This is a genomic window from Streptomyces luteireticuli (assembly GCF_041519305.1).
GTDB lineage: Bacteria > Actinomycetota > Actinomycetes > Streptomycetales > Streptomycetaceae > Streptomyces > Streptomyces luteireticuli.
The window spans coordinates 7,435,668-7,453,397 of the sequence record NZ_CP167927.1; the positions used below are offsets into that span (position 1 = coordinate 7,435,668).

Here is a 17,730-nt window from a genome sequence, read left to right on the forward strand (position 1 = left end):
AAGACATGGTAGGTCTGACTGCTAGCATCGCTGGTTATGGAACTGCGGCAGCTCGAGTACTTCGTGACGGTGGCCGAGGAGCGGAACTTCACCCGCGCCGCCGAGAAGGTCCGGGTGGCCCAGCCCGGGGTGAGCGCGCAGATCCGCAAGCTGGAGCGCGAGCTCGGCCAGGAGCTGCTGGACCGCTCCGGCCGCAGCGTGGACCTCACCGAGGTCGGCGCCGCCTTCCTCCCGCACGCCCGCGCCGCCCTCGCCGCGGTCGAGCGCGCCCGCCTCGTCGTCGACGAACTGGCCGGACTCGTCCGCGGCCATGTCGCCCTGGGCACCGTCACCTCGCACCGCGCCGACCTGCCCGGCCTGCTCGTGGGCTTCCACGAGGACCACCCCGCCGTCGAGATCACCCTCGCCGAGGACAGCACCGACCAGCTCGTCGAGGGGCTGCGCACCGGCCGGTTCGACGCGGCCCTCATCAGCGTCGGCGCCACCGGGCCCCACGGCATCGAGCTGCATGTGATCGAGGACCAGCCGGTCGTCGCCGCCGTCGCCCCCGGCCACGAGCTCGCCCGCCACCCCGCCATCTCCCTCGACGCCCTCCGCGGCCGGCCGCTGATCAGCCTGCCGCGCGGCACGGGCCTGCGCACCCGGCTCGACGAGGCCTGCGCCGCCGCCGGGTTCCGGCCGCACATCGCCTTCGAGGCGGGCGACCCCGGCGTCCTCGCCCGGCTCGCCGCCCACGGGCTCGGCGCCGCCATCCTGCCCCGGGGCTTCGCCGAGGAACGCGCCGACATCCTGCGGGTCCTGACCGTCGACCCGCCCGCGCTGCGTGTCCGCCTGGCCCTGGCCTGGCGCTCCGGAGGCCCGTCCGGCCCGGCCGGCCGGGCGCTGGTGGCCCGGGCGCGGGAGGAACTGCCCAGCGTGGACTGACCGTTCCGGCAAGAAACCGGCCAATGTGCCCGCGGGGCGGGACGCCCGGCGGTCCGCTGCCGGATGATCCCGTCATGACGATCGCAACCACGGGACAGGACGTGGTCGAGGAAACCCGGGCGTTCAACGCGAGGATGGCCCGCATCCTCGGCCGCTTCCCCCCGCTCCACAAGATCGACGACGTGGCCCTCGCCCGCTCCGGCGACGGCCCCTATCCGTCGCCGCCCCTCCTCGCCGAGGGCCGCGACCGCACGCTGCCCGGCCGCGCTGGCGGCGTCCCCGTACGGGTCTTCACCCCGCCCGCCGTACGCGGTGTCTACCTCTTCCTCCACGCCGGCGGCCGGGTCGTGGGCTCGGCCGCGCACCAGGACCAGCAGCTGTGGGACCTGGCCCGCGGCGCGGGCGTCGCCGTGGTCGCCGTCGACTACCGCCTGGCGCCCGAGAACCCCCACCCCGCCGCCCCCGACGACTGCGAGGACGCGGCCCGCTGGCTCGTCGAGCACGCCCGCAGCGAGTTCGGCACCGACCGCCTCGTGATCGGCGGGGAGTCCTCCGGCGCCGAACTCGCCGTCCGCACCCTGCTGCGCCTGCGCGACACCGACGGCTCCCACCGGGCCTTCTGCGGCGCGTACCTGGCCTACGGCTTCTACGACGCGTCCCTGACGCCGAGCGCCCGTTCGTACGGCGAGGACGGCCCGCTGCTCACGACTCCGGTGATCCGCTGGATGGTCGGCCATGCCTTCCCCGGCATGTCCCCGGAGGAGCTCCGCGACCCCGCCGTCTCCCCCCTCTACGCCGACCTCCACGACCTCCCGCGGGCCCGCTTCGTCGTCGGCACCCGGGACCCCGCCCTCGACGACACGACCTTCATGGCCGCCCGGTGGGGCGCCGCGGGCAACAAGACGGATCTGGAGGTGGTGGCGGAGGCCGTGCACGGCTTCACGATGTTCCCGATCAAGGTGGCGGAGAGGGAGCTGGAGCGGGGGCGGGAGTTCGTGGCGGGGGTGGTGGGGTAGCGACCGGTCTGCCCCGGAGGGGGAACCCCCTCCGGGGCAGGTGAAAGGGCGGGCCAGGGGCACCCCCCATACCCTCGAACCATGCCGACCCCTTACACGATCGCCGGCCCCGACGGCACCCCCACCGACGACGCCTGCGAGCACGCCGCCGAGATCAAGGACGTCGTCCCCAGCACCACCGAAGGCTGCGAGGACTGCCTGCGCGAGGGCACCAGCTGGGTGCACCTGCGCATATGCCTCACCTGCGGGCACGTGGGGTGCTGCGACAGCTCCCCGCGCCGCCACGCACGGGCGCACTGGAACGCCACCGAGCACCCGGTCATGGCGTCCCGGGAGCCCGGCGAGGACTGGGCCTGGTGCTTCCCGGAGGAGACGCTGCTCCTGCCGCGGAAGGGATGACCGCGCGGGTCAGCCGTCCACCGGCAGCCCCTTCGGCTCCTTGATCCGCTTCATGACGATCTGCGAGTTCACCTCGGTGACCCCGGAGAGCGTCGTGAGGCGCTCGATCCACAGCCGCTCGTACGACGTGAGGTCGGCGACGGCGATCCGCAGCAGACAGCCGGGGCTGCCGAAGAGGCGGTACGCCTCGACGACGTCCGGGATGTCCTGGAGCGCCGCCTCGAACGCCTCGACCGCCTCCCGGTCGCGCCGGACCTCGACGGAGACGAGCACCTCGAAGCCCCGCCCGACGGCCTCGGGGTCGATGACCGCCCGGTAGCCCCGGATCACCCCGTCCTGCTCCAGCTGGCGCACCCGGCGCATGCACGGCGACGATGTGAGGCCGACCCGCTGGGCGAGTTCCTGGATGGTCAGGCGGCCGTCGGCCTGGAGCTCGCGCAAGATATTTCTGTCGATCTCGTCCACTGCGCGATTATCCACCACGTTTCCGGCATTAGCCCGCCGGAATCGGCAACCCGATTGCGCGCGATTTGTCCTACGGTTGCTCCCGGCCCGGCGCACGGGCCGCGTTCGTCAGGGATCGGCAAGGGAGCGAGCACACGTGGGACAGGTCGTCGTCATCAGCACCGGCGGGACCATAGCCAGCCGCTGGCAGGGTTCCGGGTACGCCGCCGACGCCGCGGGCGGGGACGTCCTCGCCACGGCCGCCGTGCCCGAGGGCGTGAGCGTCCGGGTCGTCGACCTGATGAGCGTCAACAGCGCCCGGATCACCACCGCGCACCAGATCGCCCTCCTGCGCACCGTGCGCGAGGTGCTGGCCGACCCGGCCGTCGACGGCATCGTCGTCACGCACGGCACGGACACCCTTGAGGAGTCCGCCTTCTTCCTCGACCTCCACCACGACGACCCCCGCCCGGTCGTCCTCACCGGCGCCCAGCGCCCGCTGGAGGACCCGGAGGGCGACGGGCCGCGCAACCTCCACGACGCGCTGCTGACCGCCGCCACGGTGCGCGACCTCGGCGTTCTGGTCGTCTTCGACGGGCAGGCGCACGCCGCCCGCGGCACGGTCAAGGTGCAGACGCTGGCCGCCGACGCCTTCGCCGACCCGTCCGGCACGCCGGTCGCGGACGTGAGCGCCGACGGGGTCCGCATCCACCACCGCCCCGCGCGCCCGGCACCGCTCCCCGTGCCGTCGGCCGACGCGCCGCTGCCCCGGATCGACGTCGTCATGCACCACTGCGACGCGGACCCGACGCTGTTCGAGGCCGCCGTCGCGGCGGGCGCCCAGGGCATCGTCCTGGTCGCGACCGGGGCGGGCAACGCCACCCCCGAGATATGCGCAGCCGTCGAGGCGGCCGTCTCCCGCGGCGTCCTCGTCGCCCTGACCACGCGCGTGTCCACCGGGCCGGTCGCCGAGATCTACACCCACGGCGGAGCCGTCGACCTCGTGGCCGCCGGAGCGGTGCTGACCGGCACCCTGCGCGCCGGCCAGGCCCGGATCGCCGTCCTCTCCGCGGCCCTCGCCACCACCGACCCGGCCGGACGCGTCGACGCACTGCGCCACGCGCTCGCCGCCCCCGTGCCCGCCGCGTCGGTCTGACCCTTTCCGTCCCAACTCCCCCCACACACCTGATCGGAACCCCCTCCGCCATGCCGGCATCCGCCCCCTCCCACGACAGCCCGCGGACCCGCACCGAGCACGACCTCCTCGGCGACCGGGACGTCCCCGCGGACGCGTACTACGGCGTCCACACCCTCCGGGCCGTCGAGAACTTCCCCATCACCGGCACCCCTGTCGCCGCCCACCCCGACCTCGTCACCGCCCTGGCCTGCGTCAAGCAGGCCGCCGCGCAGGCCAACCGCGACCTGGGGATGCTGGACGCGCACAAGGCGGACGCCGTCGTGACCGCCTGCGAGGAGATCCGCGCGGGACAGCTGCACGACCAGTTCGTCGTGGACGTCATCCAGGGCGGCGCCGGCACCTCCACCAACATGAACGCCAACGAGGTCGTCGCCAACCGGGCGTTGGAACTCCTCGGCCACGCCAAGGGCGACTACCGCCACCTCCACCCGCTGGAGGACGTCAACGCCGGCCAGAGCACCAACGACGTCTACCCGACCGCCGTCCGGCTCTCCCTCCAACTCGCCGCCGCCCGGCTGTCGGAGGCCATGGCGGTGCTGCGCGAGGCGTTCGCCGCCAAGGCCGAGGAGTTCGCGGACGTCCTGAAGATGGGGCGCACCCAGCTCCAGGACGCGGTGCCCATGACGCTCGGCCAGGAGTTCGCGGCCTACGCCGTGATGCTGGACGAGGACCGGGCACGCCTGGAGGAGGCGAGCGCACTGCTGCGCGAGATCAACCTCGGCGGCACCGCCATCGGCACCGGCCTCAACGCCCATCCCCGGTACGCCGCGACGGCCTGCGAGCACCTCGGCGCGATCACCGGCATCCCGTTCACCGTCGCCGGCGACCTCGTCGAAGCCACCCAGGACATGGGCGCGTTCGTCCAGCTCTCCGGCGTCCTCAAGCGGATCGCCGTCAAGCTCTCCAAGACCTGCAACGACCTCCGGCTGCTCTCCTGCGGGCCGCGCGCCGGCCTCGCCGAGATCAACCTGCCGCCCGTGCAGGCGGGTTCGAGCATCATGCCGGGCAAGGTGAACCCGGTGATCCCCGAGGTGGTCAACCAGATCGCCTACGAGGTCATCGGCAACGACGTGACCGTCACCATGGCCGCCGAGTCCGGCCAGCTCCAGCTCAACGCCTTCGAACCGGTCATCGCGCACAGCCTGCTGAAGAGCCTGACCCACCTGCGGTCCGGCTGCCTGACGCTCGCCGAGCGCTGTGTCGTCGGCATCACCGCCAACCGCGAGCACCTGGCACGGCTCGTCGCACAGTCCATAGGCCTGGCCACCGCGCTCAACCCGCACATCGGCTACGAACAGGCCACCGCCGTCGCACAGGAGGCCCTGACCACGGGCGCCTCGGTGCACGACCTGGTCCTGGCCAAGGGCCTGCTCACCCCGGAGCGGCTGAGCGAGATCCTCCACCCGGACAACCTCGCCCGCCCGCACGCCCGGGCCGCCGCGGTCTGATTCCCCCACCACCAGAAGCAGAAGAAGGAAGTAACACCCCGATGGCAACGGCGCCCAGCGTCTCGTACTCGATGACCGTCCGGCTGGAGGTCCCCGCAGGCGGGACAGCCGTCAGCCAGCTCACCAGAGCCGTGGAGTCCTCCGGCGGCTCGGTGACCGGCCTGGACGTCACCGCGTCCGGCCACGAGCGGCTGCGCATCGACGTGACGATCGCCGCCACCTCCACCGCGCACGTCGACGAGATCGTGGACGAGCTCCGCGGCATCGAGGGTGTGACGGTCGGGAAGGTGTCGGACCGTACGTTCCTGATGCACCTGGGCGGCAAGATCGAGATGGCGTCGAAGCATCCGATCCGCAACCGTGACGATCTGTCGATGATCTACACCCCTGGTGTGGCGCGTGTGTGCATGGCGATCGCGGAGAATCCGGAGGATGCGCGGCGTCTGACGATCAAGCGGAATTCGGTGGCGGTGGTCACGGATGGTTCGGCGGTGCTGGGGCTGGGGAACATCGGGCCGAAGGCGGCGCTGCCGGTGATGGAGGGCAAGGCGGCCCTCTTCAAGCGGTTCGCGGGCATCGACGCGTGGCCGATCTGTCTGGACACGCAGGACGCGGACGCGATCGTGGAGATCGTCAAGGCCATCGCGCCGGGGTTCGCGGGCATCAACCTGGAGGACATCTCCGCCCCGCGCTGCTTCGAGATCGAGGCGCGCCTGCGGGAGGCGCTGGACATTCCGGTCTTCCACGACGACCAGCACGGTACGGCGATCGTGGTGCTGGCGGCGCTGACGAACGCGCTGCGTGTGGTGGGCAAGGGCATCGGTGACGTACGGGTCGTCATGTCCGGTGCGGGTGCGGCCGGTACGGCGATCCTGAAGCTGCTGCTGGCGGCGGGGGTGAAGCACGCGGTCGTGGCGGACATCCACGGTGTGGTGCACGCAGGCCGTGAGGACCTGGTCTCGGCCGATCCGCAGTCCGCGCTGCGGTGGATCGCCGACAACACCAACCCCGAGGGCATCACGGGCTCCTTGAAGGAGGCGGTGCGGGGGGCCGATGTGTTCATCGGTGTTTCGGCGCCGAATGTGCTGGGTGCCGAGGATGTGGCGGCGATGGCGGAGGGTGCGATCGTGTTCGCGCTGGCCAACCCGGATCCGGAGGTGGATCCGGCGATCGCGCGTCAGACGGCGTCGGTGGTGGCGACGGGGCGTTCGGACTTCCCGAACCAGATCAACAATGTGCTGGTGTTCCCGGGGGTGTTCCGGGGGTTGCTGGACGCGCAGTCGCGGACGGTGAACACGGAGATGATGCTGGCGGCGGCCGAGGCGCTCGCGGACGTCGTCACCGAGGACGAGCTCAACGCGAACTACATCATCCCCAGCGTCTTCAACGAGAAGGCGACGCAGGCCGTGGCGTCGGCGGTCAAGCGGGCGGCGGCCGCGCTGCGCGACCCTGCCTGATCCCCGCCGTCACTCCCCGTCCGGGACGGACCCGGACGGGGGCGCCTCGTCGTCCCCCGTCCCCTCCGGCAGCATCCCGCTCGCCCGCGCGATGGCCTCCGTCTCCGCCAGGTCCTGGGAGCGCTGCTTCTGCACCGCGTCCACCTTGTCGCGCATCGCGCGGAGCTTGACGTCGTCCCGGGCCACGTCCGGGGGGACCAGGGACATCACGCCCTTGGCGTGCTCGCCGTCGCCGAGGCGGGCCACGACGTGGTCGGCGCGGTCCTCGTGGCCGGGGACCTGGGCGCCGATCAGACCCATGAGGACGAGGAGTTCGTGCTGCACCTCCTGGGTGAACAGCTCGCGCTCCTCGTCGTCCATCTTCAGCCGTATCGTGCCGCCGCCGGCCTCCGCCCACATGCGCAGGACCTCGGTGAGCAGCTCGTACTGGGCCCGCGGCATACGGGCCCGGAGCGATTCCAGATACACCGAGAGGCGCATCCGGGCCAGGTCGCCGGGGGTCTCTCCGTCGGTCATGCCCTTCTCCCTCCGCCCGGGTCTCTGGTTCCCTTTCCACTCGGGTGCCCGGGGAACCGTCGGCCTTCGGGCGGGTTCGACGGGGGAGGGGCGGAGCCGCCGGCCGGGAAATAAAATGGACCCGTGACGGGCGGGGGCACACCGGGGCGCGGAAGGGAGCGCGACATGACCATCGCCTGCCGACGGGTCTACGAGGAGACCTCCGCCGCCGACGGCACCCGCGTCCTCGTCGACCGCGTCTGGCCGCGCGGCATGCGCAAGGAGGACGCGCACCTGGACGAATGGCTGCGCGACGTCGCCCCGTCCACGGAACTGCGCCGCTGGTACGGACACCGGCCGGACCGCTTCCCGGAGTTCCGCCGCCGCTACCTGGCCGAACTCCGCGCCCCCGGACGCCGGCAGGCCATGGCGCACCTGCGCGAGCTGGCCGCCGGGCACGACGTCACCCTGCTCACGGCCACGAAGGACGTCGAGCACAGCCAGGCGGCGGTGCTGGTGGAACGGCTGACCGGCTGATCACCACAGCCTTTTCGTCACCACATCTCTTTGATCACCACAGGTCGTGCCGCGCCCGGATCGGATCGCCCTCGTACGGGAGGAAGCGCATCGACGGCGCCACCGGAGTGTGACCCGGCGGCGCCGGTGCACCGGCCGAGCGGCCCCCCCGGGCGTTCAGCGCCGGGGCCCGGACGCGGTCGCCGGTGCGAAGTCCAGCGGGTGGCGGACCGACTCCGGGCCGCGGACGCGGGTGCCGAAGACCACCAGCTCGCAGGCGTCCTCGGCGCGGCAGTCGATGGTGCGCTTGTCGATGCTGGTGAACGTCGCCGAGACGGTGACGGTCTCGTCCACCCGGCCGTCGTCGGTCGTGGCGGGCGGCCGGGTGCGGGGGCGGCAGCCGGAGGTGTCGGCGGAGCCGGTGGCGCACTGCATGACCAGGACGTGGTACTGCGGTTCGTAGCCCTTGCCCGTCGCGTGCACCGACTGGCCGTCCACCAGGCCCTCGTCCGGGTCCACGGCGAAGGTCGGCCGCGGTTCCGGGCGGCCGTCCGGGCGGAAGTGCAGCGGGACGGTGGTGAGCAGGGCCCCGGTGTTGTCGGTGAGGGCCAGGGAGCACGGGGTGGCGGCCGGTGCCGTGCGGCAGTCGAACTTCCCGGCCGGTGTGTCGAGTTGGGCGTACAGCTTCTTCGGGGAGGGGTAGTACGTGCCGTCCGGGAGGACGCGGAACTGACGGCCCGTGGCGTCGTCACAGGTGGTCGCGGACGCCGAGGGGCCGCACAGCTTGACCCAGACGCGCTCCTTGGGCGGGCCGCCCGCGATCGTGAACGTGGCGATATCGCCGTCCAGGAGACCCGTGGTGCGGTTCACCTTCAGCTGCGGTCCGGCGGCGGCGACGGCGCGCCGGGCCGGTGCGGTCCCGGGGGAGAGCAGCTGCCACGGGCCCCAGTCGCCGCCCGGTGCCGACTGCCGGACCTCCCAGGTGCGGTCCCTGTTCCACTCGCGTGCCGTCAGGCGGAGCCTGCCGTCCGGGAGTTGCTCCACGGTGCCCGGCTGGCTCAGGCCCACGTTCGGGTCCGGGACCCGGCCCATGGACTGCACCGGGCCCCAGCCGGAGTCGGCGTCCCGCTGGTGCCGCAGCTCCATCGAGCCGCCGCCGTACGACCCCGAGGCGAACGCGTCGATGCTGCCGTCCCGTTCCTTGAACAGCACGACTCCGCCGTGGTACGGCGTCGGCGCGAGGCCGAAGGCGTCCGGGGCGCTCCAGTCGCCCTCGTCGTTCTCCACGGTGTGACAGAAGGCGCCGAAGGTGGAGAACAGCAGCTCCAGATCGCCCGCCGAGTTCTCGACCGCCGTGGCGGCGTAGCTCTTCGGGCCGACGGTCGCCGCGCTCACCCGCTTCCACGGCCCGTACGCCCCGTTCGGCGCGTCCTGTTCGCGGTGCCAGACGAAGGGCAGGCCCCGGGTCGCCGTGGTGTCGTAGAAGAGCTGGAACTGGGCGATCCGGCCGTCCGCCCGGTCCACGGACACCAGGCTGCCGGACACCGGACTGCTGGCCAGGCCCTTGGCCCCGGTGTCCGTACTGCACGCCGCGGTGGCCGACCCGGCCGGGGCGGCCGCCGCCGACGCCACGGCGGGAGCCAGGCCCGCGCCCGCTCCGGCGAGCACGACGGCCAGCGCACCGCTCACCCACCTTCCAACATGTCTCCTGCGTATCCCTCTTCGCCGCAGATCCATCCGTTCCCGCCTCTCCGATAGGCCCCTTCAGCCAGGGGAGCATCCTCGCGGCGCGCGGCGGCGTCGGCCAGCCCTCATTTTCGGCCAGTGCGCCGGCCGGTGCGTCGTCCGGGGCGCCGAGTCGTGGAGTATGACGGAACGCACTCGCCCAACTCCGCCACTCAGGGAGCCCGATGATGGACCGCACGGAGTCGATCGAATCGATGGAGCAGCTCGCCGTGGTCTGGCGTGCCATGGTGCTCGACCGCGACCCGGACGCCGACGTACGGGATCTCCCGGGCGTCGCCGTCCGCTGGGCCGACTGCCGGTTCCCCTTCTGGAACTGCGTCACGCTGACCGACGTCGACGCCGACCCGGACCTCGTCGAGCGGCGCCTGGTGCAGGCGGCCGACATCATGCGCTCGAAGCGGTACCCCGGATTCCTCTGGCTCTTCGAAGGTCTTCTCGGCGACGAGGCCCGCGCGGGAGTACGAACGGCCGCAGAGAAGGCGGGCTTCGAGTTCTCCTTCCCCGGCACCGGCATGGCCGGAGACTTCCTCCCCCTCCCCGAGCCGTCCCACCCCGACCTGACGTTCGTCCGCGTGACCACCGACGAGCATCTGCGGGCCTACGCGGACCTGAACTCGCGCGCCTACGGATTCCCGCTGGAAGCCGGCCGCGACGGCCTCCTCGGCTCCACGCTGTGGAAGAACGGGGTGCATGCCTACCTGGGCGTACGGGAGGGCGTCCCGGTGACGTGCGCCGGAACGGTGGAAGCGGAGGGCCGCCTGTTCGTCGTCCTCGTCGCCACCGCCCCGGAATGGGAACGCAGGGGCTACGGAGAGGCGGTGACCCGGAAGGCCCTCCACGAGGGCGCCCGCGCCACCGGCCTGACGCGCGCCACCCTGCACGCGACGGCGGCGGGGGCGCCCGTGTACCCCCGCATCGGCTTCCGGCCGAATTCGCCGGTGCACTTCTACGCGTTGAAGGGGTGAGCCGCCGGCCACGCCCTGTCGGGTCGCCGTCGGTTCACGGGCCCGTGCCGTCACTCGTCGCGCAGCAACCGCACCGCCTGCTCGGTGATCCGGGCGTCCGTCTCCTCCGACCGCCTCCCGGCGATCCCCGACCGCATCAGCGCCGCCCCCTCGACCAGCGCCACGAACGTCTCGGCCCGGGCCCGGCAGTGCGCGGCCGTCCGCTCCGGCCGCATCTGCCGCAGGAACGCCTCCACTTGGGCGACGTACGTCCGGTAGAACGCGCGGACCACCTCGGCGACGTCGTCGTCCCTGGCCGCCAGGGCCCAGATCTCGACGTACAGCCGCACCAGCCGCGGGTCCTCCTGCTCGGCCAGGACGACCGCCACCACGTCCGCGGGGTCCGCCCGCGGCCCGGTGGCGGCGGCCAGCCGCTCCAGGGAGCGGTCCAGGGCCCGCTCCAGCACGGCCTTGACCAGGTCGGCGCGGGCCGGGAAGTAGTGCTGGAGGTGTCCGACCCGTACGCCCGCCTCCTCGGCGATGGCCCGCAGAGAGGCGTCCGCGTTGCCCCGGGCGACGAGCACGGTCTCGGCGGCGTCGAGCAGGCTCGCCCGGCGGGCGTCGCCCCGCCGGGTCAGCTTCGTGCCGCTCATGACACCGTGACCGTGACCCCCGCCTCCTCAAGGGCCCAGAGGACGAGGCGCGGTTCCGGCACCGATTCGGGGAAGGACGCCCCGGCGGACGCGGCGGCGCCGTCCTCGCCGAGCACCCGGCGCAGGCCCAACAGGGCGCCGACCGCGGTGAGATGGGCCTGGCCGGCGGGGTCCCGGACCACCGCGGTGCGGCGTTGCCCGTTCCGGCCGCGCACGTCGACCCGCATCAGCGCGGTGCCTCCCTCGCCGGGCGAGTGCAGCAGCGATCTCCGCAGCGACCGGAATCTGTCGCCCCGTCCCCAGCGGAAGAATCCGGTCTGCTTGAGCGCGAGCAGCGCGGCCGTCGACGTGTTGGTGCTGAAGCCGATGCGGGTGACCGCCGTGTCGGCGCCGAGGGCCAGCGGCAGGGTGAACTGCTCGGGGGTGTCGATCCGGGCGACCATGGTGCGGTGCCCGCCGATGGTGACGCGCCCGGCGCCGCTCAACGGCGTGACCAACCGCCGCCGTCCGCCCTCGGTCACCTCGTAGTCCAGCCCCAGCCGGTCCATGAACTCCACGGAGTCGGCGCCGGCGCGGTCCCGGAGGTCGTACCGGACGGCGATCTCCACCGCCGCCGCCCCTCCGACACGGTCCGCCAGCGCGGCGGCGACGAGCGAGCCGATCCCGCCCATCCAGCCGGAGGACAGCAGCACCGGGGCTGTGGGCGGCGTCACGGCCGTGAGCGCGAGTGCCCGCTGGAGGCGGGCGGTCCACCGGGTGATGTCGACGTACGGCACCCCGCCGCGGAGGGCGGCGCGCAGCACGCGGTCGTCGGGGTCGTTCACCGTGCCGACGACCGCCCGGGGCTTCGCGGAGAAAGGCTCCGGGGCGTCCAGGTCCCAGCGGCGTACGGCCGCCCCGACCTCGTTGGCCAGGGCGCGCCCCCGCCCGGGCGTGCGCCCGGCGAGCAGCAACGGCCAGGAGCGCGCGGCGAGTCGGGTCAGCTCGGTGCCGACGGTCCCGTACCCGCCGACGATCAGTACCGGGCCGTCCGGATCATGATGAAGATCATCGTCCATGGCGGCGAGACTAGGTCACGCGACCTGGAAAACTCAATGCCCTTGGATACCCCACGCCCTTGGATGCCCCACGCCCTTGGACATTCCATGCCCTTGGATGTCCTATGCCCTTCGGCCGCTTCATAAATGCGTTGACCGGCCTTCCCGCGGCCTCCTACGGTGTTCACCGCCCCTGTTGCCGCCGATCGGAGAAGGCCGTTGCTCGTCTGAGGTCCTGAGACACCGCGCCGTCGCAGCCGTGCCGCCCTCGCGTGCCGCTGCCCGTGCCCCGTGTGCGACCTCGACGCATCGAGCCGTCCTCCCGCAGGTCCGGGGATCCCCGACGATCCCTCGCGGTGTCCTCCCGTGCAGTCCCCCCATCCGCCACCGTGCGACGGAACCGACGGAGACGACGGAACCGACGGAAAACGAGGCCCTCATGACCGCACCCACCGCATCGATCACCTGTACCTCCCTCTCCTACGCCTGGCCCGACGGCACCACCGTCTTCGACGGCCTCACCCTGGCCTTCGGCCCCGGAAGGTCCGGTCTCATCGGCCTCAACGGCTCGGGAAAATCCACCCTGGTGAAGCTGATCACCGGTGAACTCGCCCCGGCCGAGGGCGTGATCCGCGTGGCCGGCGAGATCGGCCACCTGCCGCAGGGCGCCGCCCTGGACACCGCGCGCCGCGTCGACGACGTCCTCGGCATCGCCGCCACCCGCGCGGCGCTGCACGCCATCGAGGCGGGCGACGCGCGCGAGGAGCACTTCGCCGCCGTCGGCGACGACTGGGACGTCGAGGAGCGCGCCCTGGCCGTGCTCGACGGGCTCGGGCTGGGCCGCATCGGCCTGGACCGCACCGTCGGCGAGGTCTCCGGCGGCGAGTCCGTCCTGCTGCGGCTGGCCGCGCTGCTGCTGCGCAGGCCCGACGTCCTCCTGCTCGACGAGCCCACCAACAACCTCGACCTGTCCGCGCGCCGCCGCCTGTACGCCGCCGTCGAGGCGTGGACCGGCGTCATGGTCGTGGTCAGCCACGACCGCGAACTCCTGGAGCGCGTCGACCGGATCGCCGAGCTCCGCTCCGGCGGCGTCGCCTGGTACGGGGGCAACTTCTCCGCCTACGAGGAGCAGCTCGCCGCCGAGCAGGAGGCGGCCGAACGCCTGGTGCGCGCCGCCGGGTCCGACCTGCGCAAGCAACAGCGCGAACTGGCCGACGCCCACGTCAAACTGGCCCGCCGCAAGCGCTACGGCCAGAAGATGTGGGACAGCAAACGCGAACCCAAGGTCGTCATGGGGGAGCGCAAACGGCAGGCGCAGGTCTCCGCCGGCAAGCACCGCCTCCTGCACGAGGAGCGGCTCGCCGGGGCGAGGGAGCGGCTCGACGAGGCGGTGGAGGCCGTCCGCGACGACGACGAGATCCGCGTCGACCTGCCGTCCACGGCCGTGCCCCCGGGCCGTGCCGTCCTCACCCTCTCCGGCCTCCGGCTGGCCCACGGGGCCCGGGTGGAGGGCGAGTTCACGCTGCACGGGCCCGAGCGGGTCGCCCTCGTCGGCCGCAACGGCGCGGGCAAGTCCACCCTCCTGCGCACCGTCGCCGGAGAGCTGGCCCCGCCGGCCGGCGAGGCCGCGGTGCACGTCCCGGCGAGGTTCCTGCCCCAGCGGCTGGACCTCCTCGACGGGGACCTGTCCGTCGCCGCCAACGTGGCGCGCTTCGCACCCGCGACGACCGACAACCAGATCCGGGCCCGCCTGGCCCGCTTCCTGTTCAAGGGTGCCCGCGCCGACCGGGCGGCCGCGACCCTCTCCGGCGGTGAGCGCTTCCGGGCCACCCTGGCCGCCCTGATGCTCGCCGACCCCGCCCCGCAGCTCCTGATGCTCGACGAGCCCACCAACAACCTGGACATGGCGAGCGTCCGCCAACTGACGACGGCCCTGGAGTCCTACGAGGGGGCACTGATCGTGGCCGGCCACGACATCCGCTTCCTGGAGTCCCTCGGCATCACGCGCTGGCTGCGCCTGGACGGCTGTCTGCGGGAGACGACGGCGGAGGAGGTGCGGGCGGAGGCGGACGGCGGCTGAACGGGCCGGACCGGCCTCACGCGCAGAGACCGGCCCACGCGTAGAGACCGGCCCACGCGTAGATTGGGGCATCACACCCGTGACCAGGAAAGGCCTTCATGAACCCCACGGCAGCCGCCGCCACCGAGGAGCGTCTCGCCGCACACCGGCGCCGCTTCGACGCCGCCTTCGAGGCGTACTTCACCCGCCTCGCCGCGACGTTCGACGCCCCGCCGCACGGCCGCTTCACCCCCGAATGCCTGCAACTCCTGCGGGAGTTGTCCCTGCGGGGCGGCAAGCGGCTGCGCGTGGTCCTGCTGTACGAGGCGGCCCGCCTGGTGAGCACCGACGACGGCCTCCCGGGCCTCGCGGAGGCCGCCCTGAGCGTCGAACTGCTCCAGACGCACCTGCTCGTCCACGACGACATCATCGACGACTCGCCCGTGCGCCGCGGCGGCCCCACCACGTACCACGCCTACCGCCACGCGTTCCCCGGCCACGACCGCACCGCCCTGGGCCTGGCCCTCCTGGCCGGGGACCTTGCCGCCTTCCTGTCCCTGCGCGTCCTGCTGGAGGCGGACGTCCCGGCCGCGCTGCGCCAGGCCATGCTGGAGGTGCAGACGCGCGCGGCCACGGACACGATCGCCGGCCAGATCCTCGACCTGGAGCGGGACTTCCACGACCTGCCGGACGAAGAACTCCTGCACACCGTCACCGAGTACAAGTCGGCCCGCTACTCCATCCTCGCCCCGATGCGCCTCGGCCTCCTCGCCGCCGGCGAGGACCTCGCGCCCCACGACGCGCACCTGCGCCGCTACGCCACCCTGGTCGGCATCTGCGGTCAGCTGCGCGACGACTACCTCGACCTCTTCGGCGACGACAGCGCCCTGAGCAAGCCCCCGGGCGGCGACCTGCGCGCGGGCCGCCGCACCTACGCCCTCCGCGCGATCCTCGCCCGCGCCGGAACGGCGGACCGCGCCGTCGTCGAAGCCGCCCTCGGCGACCCTCACTGCCCGCCCGGAACCGTCGAACGCGTCCGGGACATCGCCCGCCGCCAGGGCACCGACGCCCGGCTGCGCGCGGACCTGCGCCGCTACGCCGAGCAGGCGGCGGCCGAGGCGGCCACCTGGTCCGGACGGTGGCGCGAGGAGGCCGTGGCCCTCTTCACCCACCTGCCGCTGCGCCTGGCGAAGGGGACCGGGTGATCCCCGCGAACGATGAGTCACCGTCAGAAGGCCCGCACATGCTGCCGGTCCGCGTCGAAGGCGGGCCACGGGGCCCGGCCGTCGACGAACGCGGCGACGGCACCGGCGAAGGAGCGGGACAGCGCGCGGTCGGCCTCCGTCACCGGACCCAGCACGGGTGCGCCCGCGAAGGCGTCGAACGTGCCGAAGAGGAACGGCAGATCGGCACAGTGCGTGGCACCCAGGTCCATCGGGTCCGGGTCGGGGCGCCGGCCGAAGCGGTAGACGAACGTCTCCGCGCCCTGCGCGGCGGAGTGCCGCGCGATCTCGTCGGAGGGCGTGCCGAACAGCCGGTCCCCGGCCGCCGCTCCACGGAGGCCGAACGCCGTCATCTCGTCGGTGGTGGTGCCGATCAGCAGTGGACGCCCGCCCAGCGCGCCGTCCCGCACCGCGTCGAGCGGTGACCGCGCATAGCCGGGCGCGCCCAGCACCGGCATCAGCGACGGCGCGACCTCGCCCGGCCGGACGGTCCCTTCGGTCAGCCGGGTGGCGGCGTCCAGCAGCGCTTCGACCGGCAGCGAGCGCAGGTGCTCCGGCGTGCCGGGGGAGTCCAGGAGGCGCAGCAGCCCGCGCGCCGTCGCACCGGCCTCGTCCGGGTCCAGCGGCGACAGCCCGAACGGGCCCGACTGGGCCAGGACTTGGTGCACCATCCCGGCCGTCGCGGGATCCACGGCGAGCGCCAGGGCGGAGTACGCGCCGGCCGACTGCCCGCCGACGGTGACGCGGGAGGGGTCGCCGCCGAACGCCCCGATCGTCTCGTGGACCCAGCGCAGTGCCGCCGCCTGGTCGAGGAAGCCGAGGTTGGCGATGCCGTCGTCCGGGAGGTGGAGCCAGCCCAGCGCGCCCAGCCGGTAGTTGGCCGTGACGACGACCATGTCGCCGAGCGCCGCGAGACAGGCGCCGTCGTACCAGTCCCAGCCGCCGGAACCGCTGGTGAAGCTGCCGCCGTGGAACCACAGCAGGACCGGCCGGGGCGGCGCGCCGTCCGCCGGGGCCGGAACCGGCGTCCAGACATTGAGGTTGAGGCAGCCGTCCTCGTCCCCGTCCGGGACGCGGTCGCCCAGCAGGTACGCCAGCCGCGAGGGGCTCTGCGGCACGGACGGGCCCGCCGTGGCCGCGTCCCGCTCGCCGTCCCGGCCGGGGTGCGGCCGGGGCGGGGCGAACCGCAGCGCGCCGGCGGGCGACGCGGCGTAGGGGATGCCGCGGAACGCGGCGACCGTGCCGTCACCGTCGACGGTCCCGTGCAGCCGGCCCGCCGGGACGGTGACCACCGGCCTTTTCTCCTGCGCCCCACGGCTGTTGGTCATGCGTATGTGCCTCCGTCGCCTCGGAACCGATCGTTGTATGGACCATCTTCGTATGGGTCCGGCGATCAGGGCCAGGGCGGTACGGGGCAGGGCGGTATGGGGCAGGAGGGTACGGGGCATGCCTGCGCGGCGCCGGTGGAGACGGCGCCGCGCGGGGCGGTGGGCCCGGTCGGCGTCAGAAGCTGATGGAGCTGGCCTGGTCGTTCATGGCGTCGCCGACGTAGGGGACGGCGCCGCGGTAGGTCTGGCTGAAGCCGAGGAAGTTGGCGTGCTGGAAGAGGGTGATGTCGCACTGGCCGGAGGCGGTGGAGCTGATCGAGTCGTTCCAGCCGTCGTACAGGTTGGCGAAGTAGTCGTAGCGGTGGCAGCCGGAACTGCCCAGGAGGCTGAGCGAGTTGCCGCCGAAGTCCTTGTCGCTGTAGATCGTGGCGAGGACGCGGTTCTCGGCGGCGGCGGAGCGGGCGTTCTTGGCGAGCTTGGCACCGTGCTGGCTGCGCGGACCGCTCAGGCGCTCCTGGAGCTTCTTGTCGTGCGCGGCGGCCCGGGTGTCGTCGGGGGCGTCGGTGACGCGGCCCTTGGTGGCGGCCGAGATGGCCGCTCTGTAGCTGGAGAAGCAGGACTTGCTGTTGTTGTCGGTGTTGATCACACAGTGCTGGGCGGTCGTGGCGCGGGCGGGCTTGGCGTCCTGGGCGATGGCGGGCGAGGCGACGGCGGACAGGGCGGCCAGGGTGCCGAGGCCGAGGGCGGCGAGGGCGCGAACGGGCTTCATGGGATTTCCTCCTGGGGGACGGGTGGTGTATGTGGGGGGTGGCGGTTGCCGTGCCGCAGAGACTGCCGCCCCGC

The 17,730-nt window shown here is 73.2% G+C and carries 17 protein-coding genes; 10 read left to right on the forward strand and 7 right to left on the reverse strand.

Translation table 11 applies throughout. From position 1 onward, the window contains the following. Nucleotides 1-36: 36 nt before the first annotated feature. The 3 genes from AB8735_RS33330 (at nt 37) to AB8735_RS33340 (ending at nt 2,339) form a co-directional block, all read left to right on the forward strand. Nucleotides 37-924 carry a LysR substrate-binding domain-containing protein gene (locus tag AB8735_RS33330; RefSeq protein ID WP_344023110.1) on the forward strand — a complete coding sequence of 296 codons (888 nt, stop codon included), beginning with the start codon at nt 37-39 and terminating at the stop codon, nt 922-924. Between the two features lie 74 nt (nt 925-998). Further along, a complete protein-coding gene (locus tag AB8735_RS33335) occupies nt 999-1,940 on the forward strand; it encodes an alpha/beta hydrolase (RefSeq protein WP_372411393.1) in 942 nt (313 codons plus the stop codon). Between the two features lie 81 nt (nt 1,941-2,021). Next, complete coding sequence (locus AB8735_RS33340; protein WP_344023114.1) at nt 2,022-2,339, forward strand: UBP-type zinc finger domain-containing protein; 318 nt, start codon at nt 2,022-2,024, stop codon at nt 2,337-2,339. Nucleotides 2,340-2,348: 9 nt separating this feature from the next. Here the strand turns inward: AB8735_RS33340 and AB8735_RS33345 are convergent, their stop codons facing one another. Continuing rightward, a complete protein-coding gene (locus AB8735_RS33345) occupies nt 2,349-2,804 on the reverse strand; it encodes an Lrp/AsnC family transcriptional regulator (RefSeq protein WP_344023116.1) in 456 nt (151 codons plus the stop codon). Nucleotides 2,805-2,940: 136 nt separating this feature from the next. Here AB8735_RS33345 and AB8735_RS33350 point away from each other — a divergent pair, with 136 nt between their 5' ends. From AB8735_RS33350 to AB8735_RS33360, 3 genes are read left to right on the forward strand one after another with little or no spacing between them, the layout of a single operon-like run. Next, on the forward strand, nt 2,941-3,939 hold the full coding sequence (locus AB8735_RS33350; protein ID WP_372411394.1) for an asparaginase: 999 nt from the start codon (nt 2,941-2,943) through the stop codon (nt 3,937-3,939). A 50-nt stretch (nt 3,940-3,989) separates the two neighbouring features. Further along, the gene (gene aspA / locus AB8735_RS33355; protein ID WP_372411395.1) at nt 3,990-5,429 is read left to right on the forward strand and encodes an aspartate ammonia-lyase; all 1,440 of its coding nucleotides are present in this window, start codon (nt 3,990-3,992) and stop codon (nt 5,427-5,429) included. 41 nt (nt 5,430-5,470) lie between these two features. Beyond that, on the forward strand, nt 5,471-6,886 hold the full coding sequence (locus AB8735_RS33360; protein WP_372411396.1) for an NAD-dependent malic enzyme: 1,416 nt from the start codon (nt 5,471-5,473) through the stop codon (nt 6,884-6,886). A gap of 9 nt (nt 6,887-6,895) precedes the next feature. Here the strand turns inward: AB8735_RS33360 and AB8735_RS33365 are convergent, their stop codons facing one another. Further along, nucleotides 6,896-7,402 (reverse strand): hypothetical protein, encoded by a 507-nt coding sequence (locus tag AB8735_RS33365; protein ID WP_344031629.1) that lies wholly within the window; start codon nt 7,400-7,402, stop codon nt 6,896-6,898. A 165-nt stretch (nt 7,403-7,567) separates the two neighbouring features. Between AB8735_RS33365 and AB8735_RS33370 the strand changes: the two genes are divergently transcribed. Then, complete coding sequence (locus AB8735_RS33370; RefSeq protein ID WP_344031631.1) at nt 7,568-7,918, forward strand: DUF488 family protein; 351 nt, start codon at nt 7,568-7,570, stop codon at nt 7,916-7,918. Nucleotides 7,919-8,074: 156 nt separating this feature from the next. Here AB8735_RS33370 and AB8735_RS33375 read toward each other — a convergent pair whose 3' ends face one another. Further along, nucleotides 8,075-9,586 carry a neocarzinostatin apoprotein domain-containing protein gene (locus tag AB8735_RS33375; RefSeq protein ID WP_372411397.1) on the reverse strand — a complete coding sequence of 504 codons (1,512 nt, stop codon included), beginning with the start codon at nt 9,584-9,586 and terminating at the stop codon, nt 8,075-8,077. A gap of 221 nt (nt 9,587-9,807) precedes the next feature. On the opposite strand from AB8735_RS33375, the gene AB8735_RS33380 reads away from it, so the two are divergent. Further along, nucleotides 9,808-10,608 carry a GNAT family N-acetyltransferase gene (locus tag AB8735_RS33380; RefSeq protein ID WP_344031635.1) on the forward strand — a complete coding sequence of 267 codons (801 nt, stop codon included), beginning with the start codon at nt 9,808-9,810 and terminating at the stop codon, nt 10,606-10,608. 50 nt (nt 10,609-10,658) lie between these two features. Here AB8735_RS33380 and AB8735_RS33385 read toward each other — a convergent pair whose 3' ends face one another. Further along, complete coding sequence (locus tag AB8735_RS33385) at nt 10,659-11,240, reverse strand: TetR/AcrR family transcriptional regulator (protein WP_372411398.1); 582 nt, start codon at nt 11,238-11,240, stop codon at nt 10,659-10,661. Next, entirely contained in the window at nt 11,237-12,298 is a 1,062-nt protein-coding gene (locus AB8735_RS33390) for a saccharopine dehydrogenase (protein WP_372411399.1), read from the reverse strand. The genes AB8735_RS33385 and AB8735_RS33390 overlap by 4 nt, the downstream gene beginning before the upstream one ends. A 418-nt stretch (nt 12,299-12,716) precedes the next feature. On the opposite strand from AB8735_RS33390, the gene AB8735_RS33395 reads away from it, so the two are divergent. Both AB8735_RS33395 and AB8735_RS33400 read left to right on the forward strand, forming a co-directional pair. Next, nucleotides 12,717-14,357, forward strand: a complete 1,641-nt coding sequence (locus tag AB8735_RS33395) for an ABC-F family ATP-binding cassette domain-containing protein (protein ID WP_372411400.1) — start codon at nt 12,717-12,719, stop codon at nt 14,355-14,357. A 98-nt stretch (nt 14,358-14,455) separates the two neighbouring features. Then, complete coding sequence (locus AB8735_RS33400; protein WP_372411401.1) at nt 14,456-15,541, forward strand: polyprenyl synthetase family protein; 1,086 nt, start codon at nt 14,456-14,458, stop codon at nt 15,539-15,541. Nucleotides 15,542-15,564: 23 nt separating this feature from the next. On the opposite strand, the gene AB8735_RS33405 is transcribed toward AB8735_RS33400, so the two are convergent. Next, nucleotides 15,565-16,887 carry a carboxylesterase family protein gene (locus tag AB8735_RS33405; RefSeq protein WP_372411402.1) on the reverse strand — a complete coding sequence of 441 codons (1,323 nt, stop codon included), beginning with the start codon at nt 16,885-16,887 and terminating at the stop codon, nt 15,565-15,567. Between the two features lie 175 nt (nt 16,888-17,062). Continuing rightward, on the reverse strand, nt 17,063-17,656 hold the full coding sequence (locus AB8735_RS33410; protein ID WP_372411403.1) for a hypothetical protein: 594 nt from the start codon (nt 17,654-17,656) through the stop codon (nt 17,063-17,065). Between the last annotated feature and the right edge of the window lie 74 nt (nt 17,657-17,730).